Raw genomic sequence first — 16,783 nt, 5'->3', positions numbered from 1 at the left:
GAATACGCTTCCACCGTATCGAGCAAATAAGAAACGGTTACATCACCGGATTTTGTTAAAATGGCTCCCCCTACCGTATCAAGGATACAGTACGCTTGTGACGCTGATATTTGCATAAATTAATTTGTTATAAGCTGTTTAACAGATCCTTATTAGAGATTACATAAATTTTCTTAGAAAATTTATTATACCTTTTGTCTACCGAAATATTAATTAAAACGATTCGGAGTATTACGGAACACAAGGCGCACAAAATAAACGCCACAATGAAAGAATAAAACGATCCGTCCCCGCTCATGGCAGAAATTAGAAAACCAACGACAAAGACTAAAAGAACGGCAATAGCAATACAGTAAATTATAAAATAACTTGTGTTCATTCCGTGTACTTTCAGTTGGCTTTCCAGACCTTTACGAACCGGATAATCCATAATTAAGATATGGATAAATTTAGCCTACTAACTACCTGACTGACAAGAATAGTAATAACGGTTAGGCCTATTATTACATAACATGCGATCCAGACCAAATTTATAAGGCCTTCTTTTCTCGTTCCCTGGTTGTCTTTGTCTATAATCTTATCGTAATTATGGGCTACCCCCCAGCCAATACCAACAACAAACACCATTGCAATGATAGGGACGGCGTAGTTACTAAGGAAATCATTTACATCGCTTGTTATTCCTCCCCCAGCCTGGAGAAGTACGAAACCAAATACAGTTAATGCGTTCATAGGAGTATAATTTTAAAGTGATAAATAAATTACATGCTCTTATTCACTCATTAAAAAACGATTCAAGGCCACCCGTTTAAAGTTTTGTTTTTTAATTTGTGTGTTTATCACTAAAAACACTACAAAATACATTCCAAAAGTTAAAAGTACACGAATATTTTAATTAATTAGCTTATTTGCAATTAGTTATTTTATTTAATTAGTTATAAAAATGTAGAAAATATGGTCTACATCTGTGGAAGAAATACACACAATTAATTGATTTACAAAGGTTGTGTGTTTCCCATATCGAAAGAAACAAACTTATCAATAGCGTATTATTTACTGTTAGACGTATGATCCGGTGGGATGCTACCTACCGATAATATCATTTTGTAACAGCCAGCAGTCGTTTTTTATAGTGTAACGCTCTAATATTGCTTTCTTTTTGTTTTTTATATATTGCAAATACAAGCTCCCAGCGGAACCCCTAAAAAATCATACTTCCTTGTCGGCATTCTTATGTACACAAGAACACACAGTACTAATCAGCGACAATAACACGATCATTTTCATATTGCCTAAATATAATGCAACTATCATTTGCGATATATTCTTTAAATTTGGAGATGGATAAATTGTCACAATCATCCAAATACACAAAAATCCGATTTTCCTTCTCTGATAACGAACAAAAACGAAATCCAGTCTCTTTACGAATATTTTTATTCTTCTCTCTCATTGTAAAAGATAATATGCTATCATTCATCCTCCTTAGATGCCTATAAGAAAAAAGAGCGGGTTTAACGTTAAAGTCCGTACGTCCTAACATCTTATTTAATAATATTTTGCCGTCCGTAAGATCTCCGACAACATAAATGACAAGATTATATTGATCCGCATCATAAATTCCACCAAGGAAATCTGGTAAACTATCATATTCTGTCCTGTAATAATCTCCCAACGTGTTTATGAAACTGTCATAAACAGACTTTTTTATTACCATATCATTAATAACACTATCATCTTCCTTACCCAAACGGAACTCACCCGAAAGTATAAAATCATGGGATTTTCTACTGAGATCATATGTTACCGTGGCGTTTTTAGTCACTCGATATTTCCCTGTCCTTCCTGTATACTCGTATATGGTTAGTTCCAATGTATCATGTGGAAGAACTACATCGGTGATCATTAGATAAACATAGTCTTTAGGTAACGCATTTTCCCAAGTTTGGGAACATTCATTATAAAACTCCAACTTATAATCATTTCTTCCCATCTCAATAGCATTATCCGTGTGATTTATTATCTTGATCGGTATTCTGCGTTGTGATACAGGAAAAACGGAGTCTACTTGTAATTCGCAAATTTTTTCATCTACAACATTCGAAGAAACAGTAAAAGTATCTTTAGGCGTATATCCTATTCCAACATCTTTTTTCGTATACTGGCAAGAGATACAAAATAAAATTATGATGTAAAATATACCTACATATTTATTTTGAGGGTCAACGGATTTTAGTGAGCATTGATATTTCCTCTCCATTTTTCAAAACTGATGATAGGACTATTAGAAACTCGCTTTCTAAACAAGGTTATATTTTCCTTTGTACTATCTTTTAAAGAAACAAAAATAGTATTTTCCCTCAGATTTATACCTAATGAATTAATTGTTATTTTATTTATAATAAAATCATTTTGATGATCCATGAAGAAGTCATTAAGATATTTATGCACACATAATATATCGTTATAAGAATATCTACAGTCTATAACATAATAGTCTTCAACACCTAATAAAGAGTCTACACATTCCTTTTTAACATTGAAACCAGTAACTATCAAAATAGCAAGTCGCCCATCTTCATCATAATAAGATCCACCATAATAATCCGGATATTCTTTGTTACACAAGTATCTATTTTTATTGTCAATACAACTTGTTACAATAAATAAAACAAAAGCTATCATGAATACTTTCTTCATATATAATAATATGAGGGGACTTTAAAGCCCCCTCTCTCTATATTAAATTAATATCGACTTAAACCTAACGCATCATTGATTGAATGCGCTAAAACATAATATGAATATCCATTTTGCTCTTCATCAGCTCCTTCATGTATACCTACTGTATTTTTTCTATTTGTAGAATAAATTAATCCTCCACTATCACCACCCTTAGAGTCATACTTACATCTAGTACAGTTACTAATTCTTACAATCTTTCCTGTTGATAAAATTTTCACATTACAAGCAACCCCTGTATTATAAACAACTCCATCAGTTTGATTATAATATCCACGAAGAGAAACATTTCCTCCCTCTCCTAATACCTCTATTGATGTTGAAACAGAAGTAGTACCGATACTATTAGTTCCTTCAAAACCAGAATCAAGAGCAACAAACGCTGCATCCACACTACCACTCAATTGAACTTTTTTCACCGTACCTATTAATGTTGTGTTACGATATACTTTTGCATCTAATGTTGATAAAACATGTCCTGAAGCTACAATTCCTGTTGTTGTACCCATTTTAGCTCTATAACCTGTAGACCCACCAAGTCCACCAGAAGTTAATGAAACATGCCCTCCTGAAACAATTGATGTTGCTTGTGCCACAATTTGTCCGTGTGCTTGCTCAAAGGTTATAATAGGAGAATCTACAACTCGATTTTTAAATAAAGCTATTTTTTCAGGAGTAAGTTCTTGGAGACTAACAAATATACTATTACCTTTTGCCGATATTCCTAAAGAATTCATTGTTATTTCAGAAATTAATCTATTATTTTCTTCATTCATAAAGAAATCCAATACTATCTTATGTATGTCTAGTAGCTCATTATAAGAAAATTTGCATGGCTTAACAAGGAAATCAGGACTTTCTGTTCTTGACAATAGTTTTCTGCGACATTCTGTTGTATCTTCTGTTACTAAAGCAACTAAATTTCCATTCTCAATATAACTACCTCCATAATATTCGGGATAGATCTTACCTCCAGATCGCAAAATAGTAGACCGAAAAGAATCTTCTAATTTTAATGCGATCTCTTCTGATTTAGCTTGTTTTAAACTATTAAATTCTGTTTTATTTTCAACAAAACTAACATCATCCATCATATCCGAGCAACCTGATATCATAAATACAATGGCTAATACTAAACATTTAAACAATAATTTTCTCATGATACATGCAATTTAGGCGTTAATAAAAAAATTTTCATTTCAGAACTAAGAGAGATATAATACAAACGTATTATAACGAACCTATGGCAAGAGCCGTTTACAAAAACGGCTAACCATACATCACTAACAATCGTAAAATAATAAAATTATATTGAGATAAAAAAAATATTTGTTGTCTAAATTTAGAGAAATATTACATATAACCCCAAAAATATATAAATCAGAACAGATTTCCCCCTTTCGTGGGGTTTCAGTCCTCTTTTTTAAGAATACATAAATCTGTATTCTCAAGCCCAAAAGCCTTTAGATCGGCGTTTAAAAGACTCAGGTTTTCATCCATGTACAAAAGCACTTCCGTTATACCGTTAAACCAATCCAGTTCTTGCGGATCCCGTAGGATCTGCCCACCACTTAACCCGTATTCGGGCATTTCTTTAACTCCGATAGAAAATTTCATATTCAATACTTTTTCCGGCAAAGATAAAAACATGGTTTGACAAGTTGTGTCAAACCATGTTTTTATCTTTTTGTTAGTTACTTCTTTCCGGTATGTGCGTGATCCGCCAGGGTTCCGGTGTCCGGTTGTATCATTTTATCACAACCGGCAGCTCCTTTTTCGACCTTTTCGGGTAGATATCGCTTTCATTTTGTTACAAATGGGAAATATCCTCTATGATCTTAAAATAATTCTGTTCGATCTCTGACGGAAGAACAGCCCGGATAATCGGTAACGCTTCCTCTTGATCGCTGTACATCTTAAAGCGCAAACAAAAATCTCTCATGTTGGAATGTGCAGCACTTCCCACGAATTGGCCGGATTGCAGCCCGGTAAAGAAATTTGTATCATACCGTTCCTCTCTTTGGGTGGATACGGTACGGCTCCGGCTATCTCCCCCTTTGCTGTTTCCCCTGGTCTTTGAGATCTTTTCTTTATCTTCCTTACCAAATACAAGGGGATAACTTTTCAAGGCCTCTATGTCCTTAGTTCTCCCGTAAAACTGATTACTGAAATTTGCCTCTACACTGCTGCGGTCATATTTCCCGTAAACCTTCTCTATTTTGGCCGCTGATTGCGTGAGAAACACAAAACTACATTTGTACTCACGCAGTACGCTCGGTAACTTCTCAAAATCCGGGATCCGGAAAGTCGTTGCTTCGTCCAGGAAATACAGGAACGGGATCTTATTATTCAGCGTGAAACGCCTGGACGAAATGGAAAGCATTAGGGCGATTACCGGAGAGATAAGGCCTTCTATCTGGTAGGCGTTGGCTACCGATAGGATTTTAGGTCTATCCGGATCTATGAGGTTAAAATCAAAGTCATTACCGGAAAGCACATAGCAAACCTTTTTGTTATTTGCCAACGTGCTTAAATAGTTGGTTAAACTGCTTAGATAACTGCTTTGCGTCTTGGGGCTGTCCTTTGCATCTAAAAAGGCTCCGGCAAGTGCCCGGCTTTGGTGGGTAGCTTCCAGGAACGTAGTTATCCGGGCGGCTCCTGCACTGCAAATATAATTTGCTATATGCGGGATCGTGCAAAGATCCGGATAATCATTAAAGAAACGGATAGAAACACCCCGAAGGATCCCCAAAGCTCCGTTAAACCACTCGTCCCGCTTGCTGTCCTTTCCCTGGTACGCTGTTAAAAGATCGTCCATTAATTGAAGAAAAAGGCTTTCATCCCCTACGATTGAGGGGCGGATCGGGTTAGTCCGGTGTGTCTGTTCCATATCGGTAAAACTGATCCTATAAAATTCATACGGATAGTTATGTTTCAAAACTAAATGATTGGCCGTCTTTGTAAGGTCAAAATCTTTATAGTCATAAATAAACATCGCAAAATGAGCTTTAATATACTGCTCTAACAGCGGTTTCCCTACGCTCTTGGTTTTCCCCGAATTTGCACCGCCGTACACTAAAAAATTATCAAACGGATCTGTAAACGTGATCCGTCGGCCACCGTCGGCCAACAGTTCAAATTTGTAACCTTCCTTTTGGGGATTCTTCTTCTCTCCGGAAGGAATAAAAAGAACTATCACTATGATAGCCAATAATACAACTACTCCGATTATAATATACAACATAATCACATTTCTTTTAATGGGTTTAGATAACTTGCAATTTTACGTAATAACATCATCTTGATACTGGCCGGGTTGGTAACTACCGTTACGGCCGTCTTAACCTTTCCTATGATCTGCCGCTCTGTTTTGAAGCTATCCCCCAGGATCTCGTTAGTTACCTTGCTTTTCACATTTCCGACGGTCATATTTAGGGCTGCCCCAGCGGTTGCCTCTCCCCTTCCGGATCCGGAAGAATGAGAACTTTGTTTATTTGCGCTGTCCTTTACATAATTGGTGAAGGCTCCAAGATCCCGGCGGGACATAGAAAAAGACGCTCCGTTTTTTGTATAGGTATAATTCCCCTTTTCGTCCGTTGAAACGGTATATCCCCGCTTCCTCATTTCCTGGTTTATCTGCCGCCTGGTGGTAAGATCCGGGTTAGATAAACATTCCCTTAAATCGGGGTTAGAAACTGCGTAGGAATGTTTAAAACGGTCATACAGATTAATATCATTTTCCCGTGCAAACTTCCGGATCTCCGACACGGGAACGGTCGTTTTTGTATGGCTATCGTAAATAACCTCATACTCTACATACTTTAAAACTTTCTCTTGTGCAACTTTTTTTTGTGAATCCTGGGGGTCGTTTTCCTCCCTGCCTTGTTCGTTTTCCGATACATAAGTATAAAAGCCTATTTTCTTGCTCGATAGGCCGTTTTCGGAGTACCCGGTTACATCGTGATCCTGGTTAAACTTATAAGCGTTAAAACGGGATGAAATATTTTTCATTGTTTCACTTTCCACTTTAGTACAAAAGCGGTTAAGATCTCTATGTAAAATACTTATCCGGCTGCCGTTGCTATGGGTGAACGTATGTATCCCCCTTTTTACCTGGTGCTCGTATCCTTTCTCCTTCATGGCCGAAATGATTTGATTAGCTGCGGTAAAACGCTGATTCGTTAACAACAGCTTTAGATCCGGATTTTTTAAACGCTTCAAAAGGATCTCCGTATTCAGATCGCTTTTTATTAGGTTGATCTTATTCTCATGGGCGAACTGTTTAACGGTAGAGAAAGAAACAACGCTGTTTGTTTCCTTGTCATAAATCACTTTATAGGAAACGTCCTTTAGGCTCTTGCCTTCCGGAACGCTTTCATCCTTTACCCAGGTTGAAAACGCTATATTCTTTACGGTTAGGCCGTTCTTATCGTATTTCCCGGCTCCGTTCTCATACTCGGCCAGGTCGAAACGATCCGTTATACTCTTTAACTGGCTATCCGATAACGGCCGCTCGAATGTCTTTAGTTCGCTGTGCGTTACCTGGAATGTTTGGCCGTCTTTACCGAACGTATGTATCCCCTTTCTTACCTGGTGCTCGTATCCTTTCTCTTTCATGGCCGAAACGATTTGATTCGCTGCGGTAAAATGAATATCGGTTAATAGCTGTTTAAGATCCGGATTAGAAATCTTATTTATAATTGTCTGCTCCGGTGTTTTCTTGATCGTATAGGTTTCCTCTTTCGTTGACTGATAATCAAATTCCCGGTTAAAGGAATTTTGAACAGATACTTTAAATTTCTCATGTGAAAACCCCCGCTTCACCGTTCCCCGGCCTTCAAGCTCCCAGGCGTTCCCGGCCGATTTACCAAAGGCGGGCGCAAGTTTCGTTTTACCGTCCAGGGATTTACGGGAAACGATTACATGAACATGAAAATTTAAACCGGATTTGACCTCTCCGATCCTGGCCGCTCCGCTTTTTACTTCCTCGTCCTCCGGCTTGTAAATCCGCTGCGTTTCGATCCGGCCGTAATACATCAGATCCGCACCGCTGCGGATATTGTCACGCTCAAAATTCTTTGCGTACTCGTTCATAGCCGAACGGGTGAACGCTTCCAATTTCCGGAAAACGGTTTGCCTCTCGGCCTCGCTTAGTTCTGAAACATCGCTGACATTACGGCCTATTAAATGCCGCTGTTCGGCCTCGGAAGGATTTAAAGACACCATATAAAATTTAGCTTCGTCCTTCCCTATTGCCTTTTTGTTATTATTGATATTTATAATAACGTCCTCTACCGTTACATTATCTTCCGTATGGGAAAAGAAATTTTGTCCTGTCCCCTGTTCCTTGTTCAAATACGTTGCAAGATCGTAACAGCTTCCCTTATTCCCCCCTTTTATATCAGTGGGCGGGTGTACCTTTGCAAACATGGGCTTTACTTTTTAAGTTCGGATTTAAGACGGGCTATATATTTGTCAAATGTACTTTTGTCGATCCGGTAACTATCCAGGTCAAAAGTAGATGTCTGTTTCTTTTCGTCCAGAATATCCAGGATCTCCAAAATCACTTTAGTATTAACCTGGCCGGATCCTTCGGGGGCTTTCTTCCTCTCGATCTCAAGCTCTGTTTGCAACTTCCGGATCTCTCCCTTTGCCTGGGCGTTCTCCTGGGTGATCTTATCCATTTCTCCGGTTAACTCCTGCACCTTATTTATATGTATATATTCATCGGGGTTAAATCCGGCCGGAACTTCCGGAGCGACCGGAGAACCGGACAAGCGTTTTACATGATCTAAGATACTTTTCAGATAAACGGATTGATCTTTTTCAATCCCCCGGACTACCTGGATCACTCTTGTTGCCTGGGATTCTACGGCCACCAAAGGGGTGGCAATTTTAGAACCGGGATTAATCCCGGTTATTTCAAAGTAAGTTAACATTTCGGTAATAAAAGCGTCATACGTTTTATTACCCTTCCACTTGTCAAGGGTCATTTTAGTAAGATCCTTAACCTTAATTTGCTTGTCGTTCTCTTTTGGCATAATATTAGGTTTAGATGTTTGGTTTACCTTTTAGTCGACTGTTTAAAACGGTGTAATAACCTGGTTGCAAGGTAATTAAAAAAAATTAGTTTACCAAAAGTTTACTATAAGTAAATCAGTAAAAACATAAAAGACTGTATTACAGTCTTTTATAATAGCGATATTGGACAAAGTCCAATATCTGCTTGCTCTCTTCGATTACAGCCGTCGCTGCTATCGCTTTGCCGCCTTCCTTAGACCGCTGCACTCCGTTACGCTCCAATACTCCCGTAAACGTAACCAGGCTCCGGAACAGTCGCAAATTATTCGATTTATACGTACACTCCAACCGCCGAAGTTATAACAAAAAGTTATAACCAATTTTATACACAGAAACAAAAATATACAAATTTTAACACGCCGGAAAATCTGCCCTAAAGACAACAAAGATTCCGCCATCTTTTTTCTCCTTCTTTCACTCTGCCAAGTTGACAGATCGACCGTTCTCGTTGATGTGTAAGTTCCTAAAAGCATTTCTCAACAGTTTAAGGATGTTTTTAATTTGTTTTTTAATGAAAGAAATATGTCAGTTTCGTATTTATTTATATATCAATTGTTTAAGAATATATTTCCATAGGAATTGAGGGATATTTCCATAGGAATTGAGGGGGCATTTCCATAGTTTTTGAGGGAACTATTTCCATAGTTTTTGAGGGAACAAAAAAAAATATTTCCATAGATATTTGCATCATCTATGGAAATACATATCTTTGCACTTGAAATACAAAGAAGGATCTACCATGAAAGAGGAAAAAAAAGAAATGAAGATCACGAAATACAATCAAGACAAGGCCGTGCGTGTATCTCAAGATCTATACCAACTGGGCAAAATCCGGTGGCGTATGTCTACGCTTGCCTACCGCCTGTTATTTGCATTATCTCAATGCTTAGAATACCGTAGTCCTGATTTATTCCCGGAACTTGGATTCGACAAGCAAACCCTGTTTAAGTACATGGGACTTGAAAACAACAAGGATTGTTATAACAGGTTGGCCGAAACCTTGAACGAAATTATGGAAAAGCCTTTGAAAATAGCACAACCCAAAAAAAGGGGGGGGTATTATTGGGCTGGTTACGCTTGGATTTCCTCTTACTATTTTTCCACAAACGAAAAGTTTGTTACGATCCGCTTAAATGATGATGTTAAGCCGTTCCTTCTCAATCTGAAACAGTACGCTTCTATTCAACCTAAATATTATATCCGGTTATCGACAGAATATCAGAACTGGTTTTACCCATATCTTAAAAACGCCGTCAAGCTCGGCCAATGGCGGGTATCTATCGATAACTTAAAATTGGCCTTATCATTAGATGAAAATTCATCTTATGACCCGACCAAAAACAAGAATGCCACGGAAAACATACTCAAGTATGTAGTAGGCATACAGATTTCAGAAGAAGCCAAACAGGAACAACGGCAAGCGAAAGCGGCCGGGCGTTCCCCCCGTCCGGTTGCATGGAATTACTACGTTGATAAGAAAACAGGCGAAACAACCGGAACACTATACGGGATAACGGCCAATACCGATATTAACGTATCGGCCTGCGCCGTTAAGACGGGGCGAACATATACGGACATTATATTTTTCATATCCATGAAAAAACAGCACTTGAGCAAAGCTCAAAAAATGGCCGAAGTAGAAAGAAATAACGCCATCGTCGATTATGACCTCGTAAAGCCAAAAGACAAACGGAAACGTTCAAACAATCCCGCTTCTATGCAGGATCTATTTGCACAAATAGTACCGCAAGAAGCGGATATAAATCCGGCCTATATTCCCGATGTACCCAAACCGAAAGTATTCTATTACTCCAAGGAAGAAATAGAACAGGTTGCCAAAGACGGAAAAATGCCTTTCAGCGAAGCCGTTAAAAGGCTGCGATTAGAAACTGACGAACAGGGAAGATATTATAAAACGATATAGTTATTTTCTCTTAAAACGGCTTAAAACGGGCACACAGGTGTAATAATATATCCCCAAAATTGCTATATTGGCATACCGTGCCGGGTGGTTCCGCACGATGGGGGCTGATAGCTATTGCATATTAGCCGGAAAGCGGGGGTGAATTGACGTATATACGACATCCCCCGCTTTCGTTTGCCTCCGGCGGGGTTTTTTAGGGGACTTCCTGCCCTTGCATATCTTCTACTCCTGCGGCTCAAAATCCCCCTCACATTCATTGCAGCGTAACTTTAGATCCGGTTTCCCCCAAACATTAACGCCGCACGGACAGGTATATTTAATTTTTACACCTTGTCGTTTCTTCTTGCCTGAATCTTCGCCGCCTTCTCCTTCGCCTTCCTCTCCTTCTTCTCCGGTGGATCCGCTGCCTGAGAAGGAAACGGCCGCCAATGTCGGAAGGTACTTTAAGCGCAAAGCGTCCAGATCTTCCGATTTGAGAGTATTAAATACCCGGTCAAACAGGCCGCCTTCAATAACGTAATGCGTGACGCTCTGCCCGGTCATTTTCCCGCCTTCTGCGCCCGTATCAGAAGGCATTAGGCCTACTTCTATCATCTTCTTAGCCCATTCCTTGTTATGGTATCCCCGGCGGCTTGGGCTGCCGTTATCTTCCTGCCACAAGTGGCACATTTCATGCACTAAAGTACTATGCCATTCCTTATCCGTTCGGTTCATGTAATCCGGGTTAATACTGATTTCATGTACTATCTGTTTATCGCCCTGGCCGCTTCTCCAACGGTTGGCCGCAAAAAATCCATAGGCTCCACCGTGGCGGCTCATGTTAACGATACACTCGGCTAAATTGCCCTCAAAAATGGCCTCATTGTAGAACTTATACAAATCGTCCAACGTCTTAAACTGTACTGTCGTTATCATATCTTTTGCTTTTAGGTTTATACAAATATACAAATTATTTTGGAGTGTACACTCCAAAAACGAAGTTTTTTATCTATAATCTTCTGATTTTTCTTATATTTAACCTATATTTGCATGTTTTTTGGAGTGTACGATACAAATAATGTAATGTACACTCCAATTTGAAAAATAAAGCGAAAAACCTTTTGATTATCAGAAAAATATAGTATCTTTGGACAAATTGTTCAACTGAACAATTTGTCCAATATATGAATAATAGTTTGATATATAGAAGATTATCAGAAGAAATAAAGCCGTTTGTTCGTATTTTCGTATAATCGAAAAGTAGTACCAACAACCTAAAGAGCTATAACATTGATACTCCACAGGTTAACGCCTTCCGTTTCTTCCTGGTCAGGCCGTCCAACTTTGCGAATGCCAAAGATTCTGATGTTTTTGTATTGAAATAATTCTCATTTTAATCTTTCCTCTTTGTGGTGTGGCTACCTTGCATTAGGAATTGCATCAGAACTTCCACTCCCATCACTCAATGGGGAAAGTTCTACTAAACCTGAGTTTTTCACTTACGTTTGGAGGATTGTAAGTGATATTAATGGAAGAAATTTTGGATATACAAGATGTTATGTCCCTTTCGACGATGAAACAAAGGCTAGAATATATGTCAGAATATATGAATAAAAGAAAAAAAGAAGCTACCACTAATAAAAGTGGTAGCTTCTTTTTTTCTTTTGAAACTTTTTTCGAAATAGAAGATCCTACTTCTATTTTAGAATGAGAAAGAATTTTATCGATAACTATAGCCGTTCTTTCTATATAGTAGTCATTTACATCACAAACATCGCCAACTAAATAGTCAATATAATATTGATAACTATTAGATGTTTTATAAAATAGCAATGATATATTTCTATTTATTATATTGTAATCAACAGGAGCAGTTCTAACAAGTACAGAATATTTATTATAATCTATTTGAAGATATTCTGGGTAAGAATCTAAAAATGATTCTGTAAAGTTATTTATGGCATCTTCTTTTGAATTTAAGATTATAATTTTATTAACTATTTCATTGTCACCAATCAATTCATTTTGATCTTTTTTACAATAGAAGATTGAAAGTTCTTCTATAATTTGAACATTATCTATTGGATAATCTATTTCTTTATTGCAGCTACTAAAAAAAATTATCTGCAAAAAAAACGCTACAAATATAAGCCATTTAATTTTTTTCATGGTATATTATTATAATCATTATCAAAGTGTGTAAAAAGAGTAATTTCATATTACATTATTTATAACGTTACTCTATGATAAATATTGTACTATATATATTATGATTATTGTTATCAACTACCACGTTCAGAACTTCCAGAAGCCCACATATTTATTGTAAAACGATTCGGGATACAAATTTCTATATCCCGTCCAAAAGATTATTCGAGAGATTTTTTTATCTTTCGACCGAAGAATTCCGGAACAGGAATATTAAAAACGACCTTGTTCCCAATAAAGCATATACGGCCATGTTTCCAAATTACAAAGACTTTCAGATAGCAGTTTACTACACCCTGGGAAAAGCACTTCCCAAGCATATAGAGGAAGTGCAGACGGAAATCATTGAGAACTTCGATATAAAATTCGATTTTCCCATATACGCACACCCGTTACTGCGTACCCCCATTTACGAGAAAATCATCCTCCGTATATTAGACACAATGGAAGATCTAAAAGAGATCAACTTTTCCGACGACCGTACCCACATCGTCCTCACTGGAAGGGGTAAACACCGCCTGGACGAGTACGAGCGTGAAATGAATCAGAGGTTGCCTTTCATCATAAGTCGTAGAAAGTTCAAACGTTACACCAAAGAAGAGTTAGACAAGGCATACCGAGAACTCAATGAATACCCTGATTAGCTTCTCTCCCAGGATTGAGCGCACGAACTAAAATACTAAAAGTAGTATCCACTATTTTTAGTATAGTATCAAACGAAACGTTTCTTTAAGGCAATGATCGGGTTTATCATTGCCTTGTACATTTCCAAGGGCTCCCCCATAAGCTCGCACCGGATCAAGTGTATCAGCCTCTCGTCTTTCGGATCTGTCGGCTGCGGCTGGCTGTCCCTTCCCGTCCTGGTCTGATCCTCCAGTTCGGCCACTAAAATATACTGGAGCGTAAAGATGTCGGCCACGGTTTCCACCTCCCCAGCTACCTGTCGGTATAACTTCCGGTATTCCGGCCAACGGTCGGTATCATAGATATTCGCCTCGATATAGGCGTTTATCTGCGGAGTGGTGGCCGTCTGCTCGATTTCCACGCCGGAAAGCCTGCGGATCACCTCTATTTTAAGTTTTTTCCCGGTAAACTTCTGTTTCGGCCTTAACCCGTACTGCGGCATTTCCCCCAGGGAGATAAACGGCTCTTTATCCCCCTTTCTCCGGTAAATGAAATATTCCGCTATCATCATTCGGAGATATTCAAAACGTGATCCACTAACAGGGCTTTGTCCTCCGGATTTGCCTTTATCCAGAACAGCGACCAATTCAAGGCGTTTCCATACTCGTTAATACCGTTTTCTCGGACGGTCTGCCCGGCTGTCGGGGAAATCCCTTTCAGGCATGAAAGCGCATTATTATTACCAAACATGGCATATCTGTTAAAGGCTTCCACCTCGAAAGGATAAATATCAAACCTTTTCTTTCCCTGGACGACCTGCGCAACAATCCGGCTATTATAGTCCGGATATTTGTCGGGTTCGACCTTAATCCCCAGGTTCTCCAACAAAGCCCGGTTTATCTGATCGTCCGTCCCCAAATAGAACTGAAAAAGATCCCCGTCATACCCCTTGTATTTGCTTAAAAGATGCTCATACAGTTCCGTATTCACTTTTCCGTAAATACAACTCTTTATAAAATCCTCGTCGATACGATTTCCGGCTATCGCATTGGAAACAACATCAATAATCTGTATAACCTTCGGTTTGTTCATATTACATTATTTTATCTACAAATATATATCTATCCAATCAAAAAACGCATTATCAGAGCTATGAAAGCGAAACGGAGTGTAGCGGCAAAGCGTTTTTTGGTTCTTTTTGGGGCGAGTGCCAAAAAGAACTCGTCTCGAAAGGCTGTCCCCCTTTCGGGGGATCTTCCTTGTATCATGCCACCTGTTCCGCTTCATCTGCGGCCGTTTCCTCGCTTTCTACGGAGATATTCAGTTTCCCGGCTATCATCTTGACAATTTTCATAGCGTCGGCCAGTACGTTTAAAATGAACTTGGGTTCTTCCCGGATCGCCTTTATCCAGCTTTTCAGATAAGCGGCGTTTTCAGTGCGTATATGTTCGGCTATCCCGAAAAACATTCCTGCCAGGGCTGCGGCGAACTCGGCCGTTAATTCCTCCTTGCCGTATTCCTCTGATCCGAACGGGTGCGCAAGATCCCGGTTCAATCGGGTGGGGTGTCCCGTGGAATGTCCCATTTCATGCAGAAGCGTTTCGTAAAAACTCTGTATATCAACGAACTGCGAGCGAAGCGGCACTACGATATAATCGGCCAAAGGAGAATAGAAAGCCCTGTCACCTTGCTGCTCCCGTATCGGGCAAAACCAGCTTTTCGCCTCCAACATGGCGTCTATTTCGGGGTGCGCCTCTCCGGTTATCCCTTCGGGCTGCTCTGCCTGTCCCCCTCTAAACTTCTCCCTTAACGCTTCCCATTCTTCCGGCCTCACATCCGAAAAATTGGTCTGATCCAGGTTAAAGACCGAGTAATATTTATAGGTCGGTATAACGTTGTATTCCTGTTGCTGCTCCCGGCTTAACGCCTTGTATTCCTCAAAGGTTATTTTCTTGCGTGTTTCCTTGTGGTACACGTAGAAAAGGAAGTAATAGACCGGAAACGATTTTGATCCTTTCAGCACGGAGATCCCGGCCTCTTTCGCTTGGTTGAATGTCATAAATACGGGTGTCTGGTACTGAAATTTCTCGCAAAGGAAAAGAAGTAAAAAGGCGTTACCTCCGGCGTACCTGCGTCCTGTGAGGTTCTGCGGAAAGAAATTGCGTGTATTTGCCGCAATGGTGATCCAGGGCTTTTGCCAATTGTCCTCTACCTGCTGGATCTTCTCGATCATCAAATTTGCAAATTGTTGCGCTGCCTTGTCGAAATAATCAGTTTTCATAACTACGTCCCCCGTTCTTTATCCTGGTGGGTGAGCCAGTTCTAAAGGTTGTTATCTCTTTTTCTATACCTCTAAGATAGCACTTTTATTTGAGATACGCAAGTATTTAAACAATATTTAACTAACTATTTATCAGATAGTTATCTACTAAATTAGTATTTTAGTATATACTAAACTTAGTATTTACTACCTGATTTTTTCCGATAGTAAACTCCCCACCTCGCACCCTCTCCCCCCCCAAAAACCTTGCGGATGCCTAAGATTCCGATGTTTTTGTATCAAGACAACCTCATTTTGGTTTTTCGGGGCTGTCGGTGTGGTCGTCTTGCGTTTACCTTGAGTTCCGAGGGGTTTTTGTATGAGAACACCCCAAACGTTTTTTTCCATAGCACAAGTTTTTTAGGAAAAATACTACCTGACTTTAGCCAGGCTGGAGATTTTTTCTAAAAGCCGCTTGCGGCTCAACTTGTGCTATGGAAAAAAACGTTTGACCTTTGCAGACAAAAACCCCGGTCAAGGTAAACGCAAGGCGGCCACGCCGGAAAAACTAAAATACCTTTCTCCCTGAAAGGGGGTTTAAAACCGGGTTCGACAATCGGCAACCGGAGTGCCCGACAAGGAATGTTCCTTGCCCAGCCGACGAGTGCCTGCGCTCATCAGCCGGGCAAGGATCATTCCGGGTACTCCTTTCCGGATTGTGCCGATCAGTGAAAAGTCAGGCGGCTTTTATCCGGCTGGCTTCACCGAACGGCTCTATCCGGAAATAGCCTACCTTAATCGGGTGGGTGGGTGTATTCATGCGTTAGGGATTGCAGTGGAAAGCCCACAGCCTTTAGGCGAGGACTTGAAGGCGGAAAGCCCGACCGTTTACGGGAACGCCCAAATCCTCCAAAAGAAAAGCGTACTAATATACTAAAATACTAAAAGTAGTAAACACTACTTCC

Annotated in this window: 17 protein-coding genes; 3 read left to right on the top strand and 14 right to left on the bottom strand. The window is 39.5% G+C overall.

The features are described from left to right. Window positions 1-432 precede the first annotated feature (432 nt). From E5342_RS14170 to E5342_RS19405, 9 genes are all read right to left on the bottom strand, one after another. A complete protein-coding gene (locus E5342_RS14170; RefSeq protein ID WP_135959627.1) occupies window positions 433-732 on the bottom strand; it encodes a hypothetical protein in 300 nt (99 codons plus the stop codon). A 523-nt stretch (window positions 733-1,255) separates the two neighbouring features. Next, window positions 1,256-2,260 carry a hypothetical protein gene (locus E5342_RS14165; RefSeq protein ID WP_246867126.1) on the bottom strand — a complete coding sequence of 335 codons (1,005 nt, stop codon included), beginning with the start codon at window positions 2,258-2,260 and terminating at the stop codon, window positions 1,256-1,258. Continuing rightward, on the bottom strand, window positions 2,233-2,700 hold the full coding sequence (locus E5342_RS14160; RefSeq protein WP_135959626.1) for a hypothetical protein: 468 nt from the start codon (window positions 2,698-2,700) through the stop codon (window positions 2,233-2,235). Before E5342_RS14160 ends, E5342_RS14165 begins: the two co-directional genes overlap by 28 nt. A gap of 47 nt (window positions 2,701-2,747) precedes the next feature. Next, window positions 2,748-3,902, bottom strand: coding sequence for a hypothetical protein (locus tag E5342_RS14155; protein WP_135959625.1), 1,155 nt, complete (start codon window positions 3,900-3,902; stop codon window positions 2,748-2,750). Window positions 3,903-4,152: 250 nt separating this feature from the next. Then, the gene (locus E5342_RS14150; protein WP_168354500.1) at window positions 4,153-4,359 is read right to left on the bottom strand and encodes a hypothetical protein; all 207 of its coding nucleotides are present in this window, start codon (window positions 4,357-4,359) and stop codon (window positions 4,153-4,155) included. A 193-nt stretch (window positions 4,360-4,552) separates the two neighbouring features. Next, the gene (locus E5342_RS14145) at window positions 4,553-5,986 is read right to left on the bottom strand and encodes a type IV secretory system conjugative DNA transfer family protein (protein WP_246867125.1); all 1,434 of its coding nucleotides are present in this window, start codon (window positions 5,984-5,986) and stop codon (window positions 4,553-4,555) included. 2 nt (window positions 5,987-5,988) lie between these two features. Further along, window positions 5,989-8,172, bottom strand: a complete 2,184-nt coding sequence (locus E5342_RS14140) for a DUF5712 family protein (RefSeq protein ID WP_135959623.1) — start codon at window positions 8,170-8,172, stop codon at window positions 5,989-5,991. 5 nt (window positions 8,173-8,177) lie between these two features. After that, window positions 8,178-8,783 (bottom strand): BfmA/BtgA family mobilization protein, encoded by a 606-nt coding sequence (locus tag E5342_RS14135; RefSeq protein ID WP_135959622.1) that lies wholly within the window; start codon window positions 8,781-8,783, stop codon window positions 8,178-8,180. A 139-nt stretch (window positions 8,784-8,922) separates the two neighbouring features. Continuing rightward, the gene (locus E5342_RS19405) at window positions 8,923-9,084 is read right to left on the bottom strand and encodes a hypothetical protein (RefSeq protein ID WP_168354499.1); all 162 of its coding nucleotides are present in this window, start codon (window positions 9,082-9,084) and stop codon (window positions 8,923-8,925) included. Between the two features lie 478 nt (window positions 9,085-9,562). On the opposite strand from E5342_RS19405, the gene E5342_RS14130 reads away from it, so the two are divergent. Further along, window positions 9,563-10,747, top strand: a complete 1,185-nt coding sequence (locus E5342_RS14130) for a replication initiation protein (RefSeq protein WP_135959621.1) — start codon at window positions 9,563-9,565, stop codon at window positions 10,745-10,747. A 222-nt stretch (window positions 10,748-10,969) separates the two neighbouring features. On the opposite strand, the gene E5342_RS14125 is transcribed toward E5342_RS14130, so the two are convergent. Together E5342_RS14125 and E5342_RS14120 are read right to left on the bottom strand one after the other, a co-directional pair. Beyond that, window positions 10,970-11,662 carry a SprT-like domain-containing protein gene (locus E5342_RS14125; RefSeq protein WP_135959620.1) on the bottom strand — a complete coding sequence of 231 codons (693 nt, stop codon included), beginning with the start codon at window positions 11,660-11,662 and terminating at the stop codon, window positions 10,970-10,972. A gap of 522 nt (window positions 11,663-12,184) precedes the next feature. Continuing rightward, window positions 12,185-12,895 (bottom strand): hypothetical protein, encoded by a 711-nt coding sequence (locus E5342_RS14120; protein ID WP_135959619.1) that lies wholly within the window; start codon window positions 12,893-12,895, stop codon window positions 12,185-12,187. Window positions 12,896-13,185: 290 nt separating this feature from the next. Here E5342_RS14120 and E5342_RS14115 point away from each other — a divergent pair, with 290 nt between their 5' ends. Beyond that, window positions 13,186-13,578, top strand: a complete 393-nt coding sequence (locus E5342_RS14115; RefSeq protein WP_135959618.1) for a hypothetical protein — start codon at window positions 13,186-13,188, stop codon at window positions 13,576-13,578. Window positions 13,579-13,646: 68 nt separating this feature from the next. Here E5342_RS14115 and E5342_RS14110 read toward each other — a convergent pair whose 3' ends face one another. From E5342_RS14110 to E5342_RS14100, 3 genes are all read right to left on the bottom strand, one after another. Further along, window positions 13,647-14,129 carry a hypothetical protein gene (locus E5342_RS14110; protein WP_246867124.1) on the bottom strand — a complete coding sequence of 161 codons (483 nt, stop codon included), beginning with the start codon at window positions 14,127-14,129 and terminating at the stop codon, window positions 13,647-13,649. Continuing rightward, window positions 14,126-14,650 carry a hypothetical protein gene (locus E5342_RS14105; RefSeq protein ID WP_135959617.1) on the bottom strand — a complete coding sequence of 175 codons (525 nt, stop codon included), beginning with the start codon at window positions 14,648-14,650 and terminating at the stop codon, window positions 14,126-14,128. Before E5342_RS14105 ends, E5342_RS14110 begins: the two co-directional genes overlap by 4 nt. A 172-nt stretch (window positions 14,651-14,822) precedes the next feature. Next, window positions 14,823-15,839 (bottom strand): ArdC family protein, encoded by a 1,017-nt coding sequence (locus E5342_RS14100; RefSeq protein WP_135959616.1) that lies wholly within the window; start codon window positions 15,837-15,839, stop codon window positions 14,823-14,825. Window positions 15,840-16,446: 607 nt separating this feature from the next. Between E5342_RS14100 and E5342_RS14090 the strand changes: the two genes are divergently transcribed. Then, the gene (locus E5342_RS14090; protein WP_246867123.1) at window positions 16,447-16,755 is read left to right on the top strand and encodes a hypothetical protein; all 309 of its coding nucleotides are present in this window, start codon (window positions 16,447-16,449) and stop codon (window positions 16,753-16,755) included. Window positions 16,756-16,783 lie beyond the last annotated feature (28 nt).

Origin of the sequence: Parabacteroides distasonis (genome assembly GCF_004793765.1) — a bacterium.
Taxonomy (GTDB): Bacteria; Bacteroidota; Bacteroidia; order Bacteroidales; family Tannerellaceae; genus Parabacteroides; species Parabacteroides distasonis_A.
This window is presented reverse-complemented; position numbering and strand designations above follow the sequence as displayed.